This window comes from Pseudomonas sp. R43(2017) (genome assembly GCF_002112345.1).
GTDB lineage: Bacteria > Pseudomonadota > Gammaproteobacteria > Pseudomonadales > Pseudomonadaceae > Aquipseudomonas > Aquipseudomonas kribbensis.
Window position 1 is genome coordinate 644,198 of the sequence record NZ_NEHJ01000001.1, and the last position, 12,931, is coordinate 657,128.

Here is a 12,931-nt window from a genome sequence, read left to right on the forward strand (position 1 = left end):
GACTACTCTCCACCAAGATCGGAAAAGGGTTCCAGCCCCGTCAATAACCCATACAGACCGTGCAACGGCACGGGCAGCCAGGTGGGGCGATTTTCGGCTTCATAGGCCACTTCGTAGGCCGCTTTCTCCAGACCGAACAACGCCAGTGCGGCGTCGGCACCTTCAGGATCCTGCCAAGCATGATCAAGACTAGCTGCCGCGCGCTGATATGCCTCGACAAATGCCTCGCGGGCCTCACGCAGATAACGCTCGGCCACCCGTCGACGCGCCGCTTCGGCCTCGGGACTGTTGTCGACGTTATGCACGTTGATGGTCATCGCGGCCGCGTAATCGAAGGAACGCAGCACACCGCTGACATCCTTGTACGGACTGTGCTTGCCACGACGCTCGGCCAGTGGTCGCGCCGGCTCGCCTTCGAAGTCGATCAGATACGCATCGCCCTTGATCACCAGCACTTGCCCCAGATGCAGATCGCCATGCACGCGGATGCGCAAACCGCCGGCGGATTTCTTCGCCAGTTCCTGCACATGGGCGAGGATGGTTTTCTTGTGCTCAAGCAGTCGACCGACAAGCTTCTGATCCGCCGCATCGAGTTCGCCCTGATGCTGCTTGAGCAGTTTCAGCGCGTGTTCGACCTGAGCGCCGACATCCTTGCCGGTGGCTTGCGCATCCTTGGCCGAACTGACCTGTGGCGCGAAGTCCGGGTTGTCGGTGGGCGCCGCCAGTACCTGATGCATTTCCCCCAGACGCTGCCCCAGCATGCCGGCAAAATCCTTCAGTTCGCCGAGGGCGTTGTAGTGCTGCGACTGCTCGGACACAGCGTCCGCCAGCTCATCGCGCAACGCCCGCTCAAGGTTGTTCTGCGTCCATTCCCAGGCGTCGCCCTGATTGCTCAAATAGCCCTGGGCAATCATCAGCAGGTTGTCTTCGCCCTGCCCGTCGCGGCGAATCACCGAACCGAGCAGCGGGGAGATATTGGCAAATCCGGCGGCGGTCAGGTAAGCGCTCATCTCCAGTTCCGGGTGTACGCCAGAAGCGACTTTGCGGATCAGCTTAAGCACCAGACTGTTGCCGATCACCACCGAACTGTTGGATTGCTCGGCCGACAGATAACGCACTTCCGACTCGCTACCGAGTCCCAGGCTTTCCAGTTGCGGCGTGGACTCGAAACGGATTTCGCCATCGCTGGAGTCCAGCACCGTGCCACTTTGCATGCCTTGTAAAACCGCCCGAATAAACGCTTCAAGGCTGAACGCATCGGTAATCAGACCGACCTGACGTACCCGACGCACACGGGACAACGCCAGCTGCTGCGGCAACGCGGGCCCGACCTGATCTTCCGAGATAAAGCCGAACGGCAGTTGGTAACGGCTGGTCTGCCCACCGCTGCTGACTTCGATCTCGCTGAGCAGCACCGGATGCTGCGCGTCGCCGAAACGCACGCCATAAGCCAGCCGGACGTGCTCGATGGCCGCATCCTTGCCGGCGAACCAGCGGCGGTTCTGCAGCCAGCTCGGCAGGATGCCCTGTTCGAGGGTGGCCCGGGACGGCGCCTCCAGCAGTTCTTCCATGCGTTTTTTCAGCACCAGCGTGGTGAAGTCCGGCAGGCTCTGCGCCGGTTCGACGTGCCAGCTCGGCATCTGGTTTTCCGCCGCCAGGCCGAACCAGTAGAAACCATATGGCGCGAGGGTCAGCAGAAAGTTGAGCTGGCCGATGGGCGGAAAGGCGTTACCGCCAAGCATCTCCACCGGCACCATGCCGACGTAGGCCGACAGGTCCAGCTCCACCGCCTGGGCGCTTCGCGAAACGTTGGCCACACAGAGGATGATTTCGTGCTTGCCGTCCGGCCCGGTGTATTCGCGGGTGTAGGCCAGCACGCGGCGGTTGGCCGGCGAGAGCATTTTCAGGGTGCCGCGACCGAACGCCTTGGATTGCTTGCGCACCGTCAGCAGGCGTCGGGTCCAGTTCAGCAGCGAATGCGGATCACCGGCCTGGGTTTCGACGTTGACCGACTGAAAGCCGTACTGCGGGTCCATGATCGGCGGCAGCACCAGACTGGCCGGATCGGCCCGGGAGAAACCGCCGTTACGGTCGATCGACCATTGCATCGGCGTGCGCACGCCGTCGCGGTCGCCGAGGTAGATGTTGTCGCCCATGCCGATTTCATCGCCGTAATACAGGGTCGGCGTGCCGGGCATCGACAGCAGCAGACTGTTGAGCAGCTCGATACGGCGACGGTCGCGCTCCATCAGCGGCGCCAGACGCCGGCGGATGCCGAGGTTGATCCGCGCACGGCGGTCGGCGGCGTAGTAATTCCAGAGGTAGTCGCGCTCCTTGTCGGTGACCATCTCCAGCGTCAGTTCATCGTGGTTGCGCAGGAAGATCGCCCATTGGCAGTTGGCCGGGATCTCCGGGGTCTGGCGCAGGATGTCGGTGATCGGGAAGCGATCTTCCTGGGCCAGCGCCATGTACATGCGCGGCATCAGCGGGAAGTGAAATGCCATGTGACATTCGTCGCCATTGACGCCTTCAGCGTCGGTGTCACCGAAGTACAACTGGGTGTCTTCCGGCCATTGGTTGGCCTCGGCCAGCAGCATGCGATCCGGGTAGTTGGCGTCGATTTCGGCGCGGATCTGCTTGAGAACGTCGTGAGTCTCCGGCAGGTTTTCGTTGTTGGTGCCGTCGCGCTCGATCAGGTACGGAATGGCATCCAGCCGCAGGCCGTCGATGCCCATGTCCAGCCAGTAACGCATCACCGACAGCACGGCTTTCATGACTTGCGGGTTGTCGAAATTGAGGTCCGGCTGGTGCGAATAGAAACGGTGCCAGAAGTACTGGCCGGCCACCGGGTCCCAGGTCCAGTTGGACTTTTCGGTGTCGAGGAAAATGATCCGCGTGCCGTCGTATTTCTGGTCGTCATCCGACCACACATAGAAGTCGCGGGCCGCCGAACCGGGCTTGGCCTTACGCGCCCGCTGGAACCACGGGTGCTGGTCCGAGGTGTGGTTGATGACCAGCTCGGTAATGACCCGCAAACCCCGTTTGTGCGCCTCGGCGATGAAGCGTTTGGCGTCGGCCATGGTCCCGTAGTCGCTGTGTACGCCACGGTACTCGGCGATGTCATAACCGTCATCGCGTCGTGGCGACGGGTAGAACGGCAGCAGCCAGATGGTGTTGACGCCGAGTTCGGCGATGTAATCGAGCTTGGCGATCAGGCCTGGAAAATCGCCGATCCCGTCGTTGTTGGAGTCGAAAAAGGACTTGACGTGAACCTGATAGATCACCGCGTCCTTGTACCAGAGCGGGTCCTTGATGAAGGTGGCTGACTTGGGTTTCTTCGCCATGTGAAACTCCTGTTCAATGCATGAATGCGTCGGCCCGGATCAGGCAGCGGTAATGCGCCAGATCCCGAACGGCTGATAAGCCGGGTCGATCCGCATGAACTGGTACTTGCCGTGCCAGTCCCAGCGATGGCCGTTCATCAGGTCCTCGCCGTGGGTGGTGGCGTCGTCCGCCAAGCCCATTTCCCACAGTGGCAACTCGAAATTCGCCTCCTGCGGGTGATGCGGGTCGAGGCTGACGGCCACCAGGATGAAATTGCTGCCATCGGCGCTGCGCTTGCCGAAATACAGAATGTTGTCGTTCCAGGCGTTGTAGATTTTCAGGCCCAGATGACTGTGCAGCGCCGGGTTCTGCCGGCGAATGCGGTTGAGCTGGGCGATCTCGGCGATGATGTTGCCGGGCTGGTTGAAGTCGCGGACGCGGATCTCGTACTTCTCGGAATCGAGGTATTCCTCCTTGCCCGGCACCGGCGCCGATTCGCACAACTCGAACCCTGAATACATGCCCCACAGGCCCGAGCCCATGGTCGCCAGCGCCGCACGGATGAGAAATCCCGGGCGCCCTGATTGATGCAGGAACGCCGGGTTGATGTCCGGCGTGTTGACGAAGAAATTCGGCCGGTAGCATTCGCGCCAGGGCGATTCGTTGAGTTCGCTGAAGTAACTCGCCAGTTCAGCCTTGGTGTTGCGCCAGGTGAAATAGGTGTAGCTCTGGGTGTAACCGACCTTGCCCAGCCGCGCCATCATCGCCGGAGTGGTGAACGCCTCGGCGAGGAAGATCACTTCGGGGTGCAACGTGCGCACATCGGCAATCAGCCATTGCCAGAACGGCAGCGGTTTGGTGTGCGGATTGTCGACACGAAAGATCTTCACGCCCTCCTCGACCCAGCCGACGACGATGTCCCGCAGTTCGACCCACAGGCTCGGAATCGCTTCCGGCGCATAGAAGTCGACGTTGACGATGTCCTGGTATTTCTTCGGCGGGTTCTCCGCGTATTTGATCGTGCCGTCCGGCCGCCAGTTGAACCAGCCCGGATGCTGTTTGAGCCACGGGTGATCCTGGGAACACTGGATGGCGAAATCGAGGGCGATCTCCAGTCCATGGTCAGCGGCTGCCGCCACCAGTCGACGAAAATCCTCGCGGGTGCCGAGCTGGGAGTGAATCGCTTCGTGGCCGCCCTCTTCGCTGCCAATTGCGTAAGGGCTGCCAGGATCGTCGGGCCCGGCGGTCAGGGAATTGTTGCGGCCCTTGCGATGGCTGCGGCCGATCGGGTGGATCGGCGTGAAATACAACACGTCGAAGCCCATGTCCTGAATCATCGGCAGGCGCGAGTGCACATCGTTGAACGTGCCGTGGCGGGCGGGATCGTCGGTGATCGAGCGGGGAAACAGCTCATACCAACTGGCGAACTCCGCCAGTTCCCGTTCCACGTCCAGCGGAAATTCCGGGCTGATGCTCAGATACGGGCGGTGATCGGCCTCGGCCATCAATTGCGCACTTTGCGGGTGCAGAAACAACGCGACCTGCTCGGTTTCGAGCAGGCCGGACAATTCGTGGTGCAGCGCCGCCAGCCGCTCGCTGAGCTGGCCTTCGCTGCGTTCAGCCGCCTGCTGCACCATCGTGCGGCCTTCTTGCAGCTCAAGGCTGACCGGGACGGCGGCGAGGTGTTTTTTCTCCAGTTCGTACTGAAAACTGGCGAACTGGTCGATCCAGGCTTCGATCAGGTAAAGATAGCGACCCATGCGCTGGGGCCGGAACCGGCCTTCCCAGCCATTGTTGCCCTGATCACTCATGACTTCGCTTTGCCAGACTTCCTCGCCTTCCTCACGCCAGCGGATACGCACCGCCAGTTTGTCGTGGCCGTCGGCGAAGATCTTGCTGGTGACCACGATCTCGCGCCCGACCACCGCCTTGACGGCAAACTGCCCGCCATCGAGGGTCGGCCGGGTGTTTTCAATGACAATGCGCGGCAGCAGCAACGCCTGCGACAGCGGGATGTGCGGGTTGTAGCTCTGTTCGGAGGGTTTTTCAGCAGTCATTGAGCATCTCTCCTTAACGCCCCAAGGACGCTCGTTTGCCTGTTCGATACTCACGGCCGGATCTGTGCCCGACCATGAACGCTCTCAGGTTCCGAGCGAACCTCGGCGACAAAAGTTCACAGGGATTTGCCCCGTCACAAAATCGGATCGATTTCGCGCAGAAGTGGTCAACCCACTTAAGCACTTCTCACGCCATGTGCCACACGGAGGTTCATCTGATGACGATTCCGATCCCCGCTGAAACGCCCGACCCGAACATCGACAAACCGGTGCTGCCCGAAACCGAGCCGCAACCGATACCGGAACAGGAGCCACCGGGCACCACGCCACCGCCCAAGGAAGAGCCACCGTCGACCATGCCGCCGGTGATTGTCTGAATCCTTGAGACAGAACTGATCCTTTAGCGGGCATCGTCGTGATCCTTGTCGAAGAGCTTCACGATCCTCGGCATCACGCTGAAAATCCCCAGTGCCAGCAAGGTGCTGAACACCGCCGTCGCTTCGCGGCCCAATCCGGCCGCGACGCCGATGGCAGCGGTCATCCACAGGCCGGCCGCGGTCGTCAAGCCTTTAACGTGCCCCTCGTCGCCCTCCTGATTTTTCAGGATGGTGCCGGCCCCCAGAAAACCGATGCCGGCGATCACCCCTTGCACCACCCTGCTCATCGCATCGGCCTGTGAACCGGACAGCTGCGGCACCAGCACGAACAGCGCCGCCCCCAGCGCGACCAGCATGTGCGTGCGAACCCCGGCGGCTTTGCCCTTGTGCTCGCGCTCAAACCCGAGAATCCCGCCCAGCACCGCCGCCATCAACAGGCGCACGGTGATCCGCGTCAGTTGCGACGCATCACCAATGTCAGCGAATTCCTCTTGCAGGGTTTCCCACACTTCATGCCACCAGGCGTTCATCGCGCAATCCTTGTGAGGGTCAGATAGAGGATGGACAGCAGCGACCATTAATCGGTTGCGTAGAACCATCGGCCCGGGGCGAATCTCAACCTGTTATCGCCCCCCGAAAAAGGACAGCCCCATGACCGTACGCATCGAAAACCAGACCTGTTTTTTCGCCACCGAAAACGGTGAGCAGATTCGCCTGTGCGGAGACCTGACGGTGATCACCGACAGCGAGAAATCGATGTCTGCCGTGGAAATCGAAGGCCGGCGCATTTACATCACCGAGGCCGAAGCCGATGCCCTGACCGTCGCAGGCGCCAGGGACGGGCGCAAACACCTGAAAGCCACCGACAGTGATTCGGTGATTTGACTGACCCCGGTCAATAACCCGCGCAGCCGTCCGGGATAGGCGCCTGCGCCCTGCACCGCCGGCTGCTTCAAGTTGTCGCAGGGCCGGGCGCAAAACCCATCTGATACGCTTTTTATTGAAATACCTGAGCCTGTTATGCAAACAGATCGGCGCTCATAGTTCACTGGCCTGATGGAGGCTGATGAGCGAACGACCATGAGCGAACGAATCCCCGTCCGAACCGTAGAAGCATCTCCCCAGATAAAAAAAGTACCGGCGCGCCCAATGAAGGCGAAACACGCCACCAGCGACAACCAGATTTTCACCCGCAGCTTCACCGGCCTGTTCCGCACCTTGCGCATGAGCGGCGCGGGGTTTCTGTTCCTGCTGTTTTTCGGCACCGTGTGGCTGAACTGGGGCGGGCGTCAGGCGGTGCTCTGGGACCTTTCCGAAAGCAAGTTCCACATCTTTGGTGCGACCTTCTGGCCGCAGGATTTCATCCTGCTGTCGGCGCTGTTGATCATCGCCGCGTTCGGCCTGTTCGCCATCACCGTGTTCGCCGGCCGGGTCTGGTGTGGTTACACCTGCCCGCAGAGTTCGTGGACGTGGATCTTCATGTGGTGCGAGAAGATCACCGAAGGTGAACGCAACCAGCGCATCAAACTGCAAGCCGCGCCCTGGAGCCTGAACAAACTGGCGCGGCGTGCGGCCAAGCACACCCTGTGGCTGGCGATCAGCGTGCTGACCGGCCTGACCTTCGTCGGCTACTTCACCCCGATCCGCCCGCTGGCCGAAGAGCTGCTGACCTTGCAGATCGGCGGTGTCAGCCTGTTCTGGGTGCTGTTCTTCACCGCCGCTACCTACATCAACGCCGGCTGGCTGCGCGAAGCGGTGTGCATGCACATGTGCCCGTATGCGCGGTTCCAGAGCGTGATGTTCGACAAGGACACCCTGGCGATTTCCTACGACGCAGCCCGCGGCGAAAACCGTGGCCCACGCAAACGCGACGTGAAACCGGCCGAAGCCGGCCTCGGCGATTGCATCGACTGCCAGTTGTGCGTGCAGGTCTGCCCGACCGGCATCGACATCCGCGATGGCCTGCAAATGGAATGCATCGGCTGCGCGGCGTGCATTGACGCCTGCGATTCGATCATGGACAAGATGAACTATGCGCGGGGCCTGATCCGCTACACCTCCGAGCGCGAATTGCAGGGTGGCAAGACGCATCTGCTGCGTCCGAGGTTGATTGGTTACGTCGCGGTACTCGTGGTGATGATCGGCGCTCTCGCCCTGGCGTTGGTCGAGCGGCCAATGGTGTCGCTGGACGTGACCAAGGACCGTGGCCTGTTCCGCGAGAACGGACAGGGCCAGATCGAGAATATCTACACCCTCAAAGTCATCAACAAGACCCAGCAGCGCCAGGACTACAACCTGACCCTGGTGGACGGCGACGGCTTCCAGCTCCAAGGCAAGACCGAACTGAGCCTGGCCCCGGGCGAGATCGTCGATGTGCCGGTGTCGGTGGCCATGACCACGGAACGCCCGGCCAGCAGCTCGCAAACCTTGAGCTTCAAGATTGCCGACAGTGATGAGCCTGAGGTTTATAGCGTGGCGAAGAGCCGGTTTGTTGCGCCGATGAATCGATGATCCCTTAGACTGCGGCGCGGCCATTCGCGAGCAAGCTCGCTCCCACAGAGGAATACGGTCAACTGTGGGAGCGAGCTTGCTCGCGAATGAAGGCGACACGGTCTTCCAGAAAGAAATCAATCCGGACCCAAGATGAAACGCTACGAAAAATTCGCCGACGACATCGCTGAACTGATCCGCTCCGGCGTCCTCGGCCCCGGCCAGCGGGTGCCGTCGGTGCGCTACGCGAGCCAGACCTATGGCGTCAGCCCGTCCACGGTGTTCCAGGCCTATTACCTGCTGGAACGTCGCGGCCTGATCCGCGCCCGGCCGCGCTCCGGCTACTTCGTCAACACCCACGCCCCGAGCCCGTTCTCGGAGCCGGTGATCAGCAGCCAGGTCAATGAATCCACCAAGGTCGATGTCAGCGAACTGGTGTTCTCGGTGCTGGAATCGATCAAGGACCCGAGCACCGTGCCGTTCGGCTCTGCATTCCCCAGCCCCGAATTGTTCCCGCTGCAACGCCTGTCACGTTCGCTGGCCAGCGCCGCCCGGGAGATGGACCCGCGCATGGTGGTCACCGACATGTCGCCGGGCAACCCGCAACTGCGCCGGCAGATCGCCCTGCGCTACATGGTCGGCGGGCTGATGTTGCCAATGGAAGAACTGCTGATCACCAACGGCGCCCTCGAAGCGCTGAACCTGTGCCTGCAAGCGGTGACCGAACCCGGCGATCTGGTCGCCATCGAAGCCCCGGCGTTCTACGCCAGCCTGCAAGTGCTGGAGCGGTTGAAGCTCAAAGCCGTGGAAATCCCCGTGCACCCGCGCGACGGCATCGATCTCGGCGTACTCGCCCAGACCCTGGAGCGCCATCCGATCAAGGCCTGCTGGTGCATGACCAGCTTCCAGAACCCGATGGGCGCGACCATGCCCGAAACCAAGAAACAGGAACTGGTGGAACTGTTGAAACGGCATCAGGTGCCGCTGATCGAAGACGATGTCTACGCCGAACTCTATTACGGCCAACAAGCGCCGAAACCGGCCAAGGCTTTCGACACCGAAGGGCTGGTGATGCATTGCGGCTCGTTCGCCAAGAGCCTGGCCCCCGGCTACCGCATCGGCTGGGTCGCCGCCGGGCGCTACGCGCAGAAGATCGAACGCCTCAAACTGATGACCTCGCTGTGCGCCTCGATGCCGGCCCAGGCGGCCATTGCCGACTACCTGCAACACGGTGGCTACGACCGTCACCTGCGCAAATTGCGCTACGCCCTCGAAGAACAGCAAAGCGCGATGCTCGCGGCCATCGCCCGCTACTTCCCGGCCCAGACCCGCGTGAGCCAACCGGCGGGCGGCTACTTCCTGTGGCTGGAACTGCCACCGCAGATGGATTCGTTGAAGTTGTTTCAGATGGCGCTGGCGCAGGGGATCAGCATTGCGCCGGGGCCGATCTTCTCGCCGACCCAGCGCTTCAGAAATTGCATTCGTTTGAACTACGGCAGCCCGTGGACCGAGGCTTCGGAGAAAGCAATGGAGACGTTGGGGCGGATTGTGCGGTCGTTTTGACAGACTGATGGCTCTGCATTGATCCCATCGCGAGCTTGCTCGCGATGGGGCCAGTTCGGGCAATGCAAGTTCTGGGACTTAACGCCCGCCGCCAAGATCGACAAAAGTCCCGGTCGCATACGAAGCCTTGTCCGACAGCAACCACACAATCGCCTCCGCCACTTCATCCGGCCGCCCGCCACGGGCCATCGGAATCGCCGACTCCAGCTTGCTGACCCGGTCCGGATCGCCGCTCAGCGCGTGGAAATCGGTATAGATGTAGCCCGGACGCACCGCATTGACCCGAATCCCCTCACCCGCCACTTCCTTGGACAGACCGATGGTGAACGTGTCGAGGGCACCCTTGGACGCCGCGTAGTCGACGTACTCGTTCGGCGAGCCCAGGCGCGCGGCCACCGAAGACACGTTGACGATGCTGCCACCCTGCCCGCCGTGTTTGGGCGACATGCGCAGGATCGCGTGCTTGGCGCAGAGGATCGGCGCCAGGACGTTGGTTTTCATGATTTTGAGGATGCGGAATTCGGACATTTCGTCGACCCGCGATTTGTGCCCGACAGTGCCGGCGTTGTTCACCAGTGCGGTGACCCGGCCCAGCTCGGTGTCGACCCGGTGAAACAGGCCGATCACTTCGTCTTCGATACTGACGTCGGCGCGAACGGCAATGGCGGTGGCGCCGCGCTCGCGTACCTGATCGAGTACGTGATGGGCCGCCTGTTCGTCAGACTGATAATTGATGCAGATCCGATAGCCTTGCTCGGCAGCCAACAGCGCCGTGGCGGCCCCGATTCCGCGCCCGCCGCCGGTGATCACAATGACTTTATCCATGCTGGCCTTCCCCCCAATGCACACGTAACAGTCGGGGCAAGAATAACCGTCATTGCGGGGTTTTGCATGGCCTGCGTCAGCGGTTCAGCTCGCCGCCAATTGTTTGCCGCGCTCGATATCCTGCAGGAAGCGATCGGCCGGCATCGGATGGCCCAGCAGATAGCCTTGCAGCGAATCACAGCCCAGTTGCGTCAGGAAGTCCTGCTGCACGCCGGTCTCCACACCTTCGGCGACAATACGCAGGCCCAGTGCCTGACCCAACGCAACAATCGCCGAGACAATCGCCGCGTCATCGCTGTCATGTTCCAGATCACGGACAAAACCGCGATCGATCTTCAGCTCGTTGGCCGGCAGGCGCTTGAGGTACATCAGGCTCGAATAGCCGGTGCCGAAGTCATCGATGGAAAGATCGACACCCATGTCGGACAGTTCCTGCAGCACTGTCATGCTCGCGTCGGCGTCGCTCATGGCGGTGGTTTCGGTGATTTCCAGGGTCAGGCTGTTGGCTGGCAAGTGGTGCGTGGCCAGGGCTTTGGCCACGCTGCGCACCAGTCCGGTGTGACAGAACTGCAAGGCCGACAGGTTCACCGCGATCCGCCAGTCGGTGTAACCCAGCACGTACCATTCGCGCATCTGCCGGCAGGCTTCGTTGAGCACCCATTCGCCGATCGGAATAATCAGCCCGGTCTTCTCGGCGAGGTCGATGAACTTGTCCGGCATCAGCATGCCGTGGAGCGGGTGCTCCCAACGCAGCAACGCTTCGGCACCGACCGGGTGACCATCGGCGGCATGGAACTTGGGCTGGTAATGCAGGCTGAACTGATTGTGTTCGAGCGCCGCGCGCAGGTCCTGCAACAGTTGCAGTTGCTTGCGGGCGTTGCTGTTCATCGAGGCGTCAAAGAAGCTGTAGCCGTTCTTGCCGCCGCCCTTGGCGTGGTACATCGCCGCGTCGGCATTCATCAGCAGTTCCTGGGCGTTCTGGCCGTTACCCGGATATACCGCGATACCGACGCTGGCAGAGATCTGCAGCTCATGCTCGGCGACCCGGAACGACTGCGCGATCAAGCCGACCTGACGCGCCGCCAGGCCCAGCGCATCGTCGGGCTCGCTCAAACGCACCAGCAGCACGAATTCATCGCCGCCGATCCGCGCCAGCGTGTCGAGGCTGCGCAGATCTTCGCGCAGACGCACCGCCACTTCACGCAGCAACTGATCACCCATGTGGTGACCGAACGCGTCGTTGACCGGTTTGAAGCCGTCCAGATCGATGAACATCAGCGCAAAACAGCCGCCCTGCTCGTTGACCTTTTTCATCGCCTGATTGATCCGGTCGTCCAGCAACATACGGTTCGGCAGGCCGGTCAACGTGTCGTGCAGGGCCAGTTGGGTGAGCTCGCGGTTGGCCACGGTCAACGAATGGGCCAGATCGGCGGTTCGCGCTTCGAGGCGGGCATCGAGAATCGATGTCAGCAGCGCAATGGTCAGCACCGCCAGCGTGGTGATCAGCACCAGGTTGTCCAGGCCATTGCCGTTCAGACCGCTGAGCGCCGCACCGCAGAAACTGCCGTCGGGAAAACGCGCCGCCGCCATGCCGGTGTAGTGCATGCCGACAATCGCGATCCCCATGACGATGGCAGCACCGGCACGGAACAGGCGCACATAAGGCGATTGCTGACGCAGGCGGAAGGCAATCCACAATGCCGCCGCCGAAGCGCCAACCGCGATCAACAGCGAAGCGCCAAACAGGGTCGGGTCGTAATCGATGCCCGGCTGCATGCGCATCGCGGCCATGCCGGTGTAATGCATGGCGCTGATGCCGGCGCCCATGATCAAGGCACCGAAGGCCAGTTGCCAGGCCGGCAGTTTCGGCTGGCTGACCAGCCACAAGGCAAAACCGCAGGACAGCACCGCGATTAACAGCGACAGCGCGGTGATCGGAATGTCATAGCCCAGGCTGATCGGCAGTTTGAAGGCCAGCATGCCGATGAAGTGCATCGACCAGACGCCAACCCCCATGGCAAAGGCGCCGCCGGCCGTCCATAAATGCACGGCGCGACCCTTGGCGGTGGCGATGCGCCCGGTAAGGTCGAGCGCGGTGTAAGACGCGAGGATCGCCACACACAGCGAAATGAAAACCAGCGTGAAGGAATAACTACCGATGAGCATGGGAATTCTCGTGACCACCCCGCCGTACTGCTTCCGTTCTCAGCGGGGCCAAATGCGCCGATTGTACTGATTGCACAGAAGAACGCACTGACAAAGTAATCAAATGGCCATCAAGCCGATGAAACGCTT

9 protein-coding genes are annotated in these 12,931 nt (G+C 61.7%); 4 read left to right on the forward strand and 5 right to left on the reverse strand.

The window, feature by feature from the left end:
• Positions 1-2: 2 nt before the first annotated feature.
• Together treS and CAG02_RS02785 are read right to left on the reverse strand one after the other, a co-directional pair.
• Positions 3-3,344: a maltose alpha-D-glucosyltransferase gene (gene treS / locus CAG02_RS02780; RefSeq protein WP_085708219.1), complete on the reverse strand. Its 3,342-nt coding sequence runs from the start codon at positions 3,342-3,344 to the stop codon at positions 3-5.
• A 39-nt stretch (positions 3,345-3,383) separates the two neighbouring features.
• Positions 3,384-5,381: an alpha-1,4-glucan--maltose-1-phosphate maltosyltransferase gene (locus CAG02_RS02785; RefSeq protein WP_085708220.1), complete on the reverse strand. Its 1,998-nt coding sequence runs from the start codon at positions 5,379-5,381 to the stop codon at positions 3,384-3,386.
• 218 nt (positions 5,382-5,599) lie between these two features.
• On the opposite strand from CAG02_RS02785, the gene CAG02_RS29760 reads away from it, so the two are divergent.
• Positions 5,600-5,758, forward strand: a complete 159-nt coding sequence (locus CAG02_RS29760; protein ID WP_167443771.1) for a hypothetical protein — start codon at positions 5,600-5,602, stop codon at positions 5,756-5,758.
• Between the two features lie 23 nt (positions 5,759-5,781).
• Here CAG02_RS29760 and CAG02_RS02790 read toward each other — a convergent pair whose 3' ends face one another.
• Complete coding sequence (locus CAG02_RS02790; RefSeq protein WP_085708221.1) at positions 5,782-6,288, reverse strand: MgtC/SapB family protein; 507 nt, start codon at positions 6,286-6,288, stop codon at positions 5,782-5,784.
• Positions 6,289-6,409: 121 nt separating this feature from the next.
• On the opposite strand from CAG02_RS02790, the gene CAG02_RS02795 reads away from it, so the two are divergent.
• From CAG02_RS02795 to mapR, 3 genes are all read left to right on the forward strand, one after another.
• Positions 6,410-6,643: a DUF3203 family protein gene (locus tag CAG02_RS02795; RefSeq protein ID WP_085708222.1), complete on the forward strand. Its 234-nt coding sequence runs from the start codon at positions 6,410-6,412 to the stop codon at positions 6,641-6,643.
• Positions 6,644-6,838: 195 nt separating this feature from the next.
• Entirely contained in the window at positions 6,839-8,269 is a 1,431-nt protein-coding gene (ccoG, locus tag CAG02_RS02800) for a cytochrome c oxidase accessory protein CcoG (RefSeq protein ID WP_085708223.1), read from the forward strand.
• A gap of 132 nt (positions 8,270-8,401) precedes the next feature.
• On the forward strand, positions 8,402-9,811 hold the full coding sequence (gene mapR, locus CAG02_RS02805; RefSeq protein WP_085708224.1) for a GntR family transcriptional regulator MpaR: 1,410 nt from the start codon (positions 8,402-8,404) through the stop codon (positions 9,809-9,811).
• Positions 9,812-9,889: 78 nt separating this feature from the next.
• Here mapR and CAG02_RS02810 read toward each other — a convergent pair whose 3' ends face one another.
• Positions 9,890-10,636 (reverse strand): SDR family oxidoreductase, encoded by a 747-nt coding sequence (locus CAG02_RS02810; RefSeq protein ID WP_085708225.1) that lies wholly within the window; start codon positions 10,634-10,636, stop codon positions 9,890-9,892.
• A gap of 84 nt (positions 10,637-10,720) precedes the next feature.
• A complete protein-coding gene (locus CAG02_RS02815; RefSeq protein WP_085708226.1) occupies positions 10,721-12,802 on the reverse strand; it encodes a bifunctional diguanylate cyclase/phosphodiesterase in 2,082 nt (693 codons plus the stop codon).
• Between the last annotated feature and the right edge of the window lie 129 nt (positions 12,803-12,931).

What these genes read in the sequence shown, in the direction of transcription:
- treS (WP_085708219.1), bottom strand. Translation starts at nt 3,344, where the DNA reads ATGGCGAAGAAACCCAAGTCAGCCACCTTCATCAAGGACCCGCTCTGG.
- CAG02_RS02785 (WP_085708220.1), bottom strand. Translation starts at nt 5,381, where the DNA reads ATGACTGCTGAAAAACCCTCCGAACAGAGCTACAACCCGCACATCCCG.
- CAG02_RS29760 (WP_167443771.1), top strand. Translation starts at nt 5,600, where the DNA reads ATGACGATTCCGATCCCCGCTGAAACGCCCGACCCGAACATCGACAAA.
- CAG02_RS02790 (WP_085708221.1), bottom strand. Translation starts at nt 6,288, where the DNA reads ATGAACGCCTGGTGGCATGAAGTGTGGGAAACCCTGCAAGAGGAATTC.
- CAG02_RS02795 (WP_085708222.1), top strand. Translation starts at nt 6,410, where the DNA reads ATGACCGTACGCATCGAAAACCAGACCTGTTTTTTCGCCACCGAAAAC.
- ccoG (WP_085708223.1), top strand. Translation starts at nt 6,839, where the DNA reads ATGAGCGAACGAATCCCCGTCCGAACCGTAGAAGCATCTCCCCAGATA.
- mapR (WP_085708224.1), top strand. Translation starts at nt 8,402, where the DNA reads ATGAAACGCTACGAAAAATTCGCCGACGACATCGCTGAACTGATCCGC.
- CAG02_RS02810 (WP_085708225.1), bottom strand. Translation starts at nt 10,636, where the DNA reads ATGGATAAAGTCATTGTGATCACCGGCGGCGGGCGCGGAATCGGGGCC.
- CAG02_RS02815 (WP_085708226.1), bottom strand. Translation starts at nt 12,802, where the DNA reads ATGCTCATCGGTAGTTATTCCTTCACGCTGGTTTTCATTTCGCTGTGT.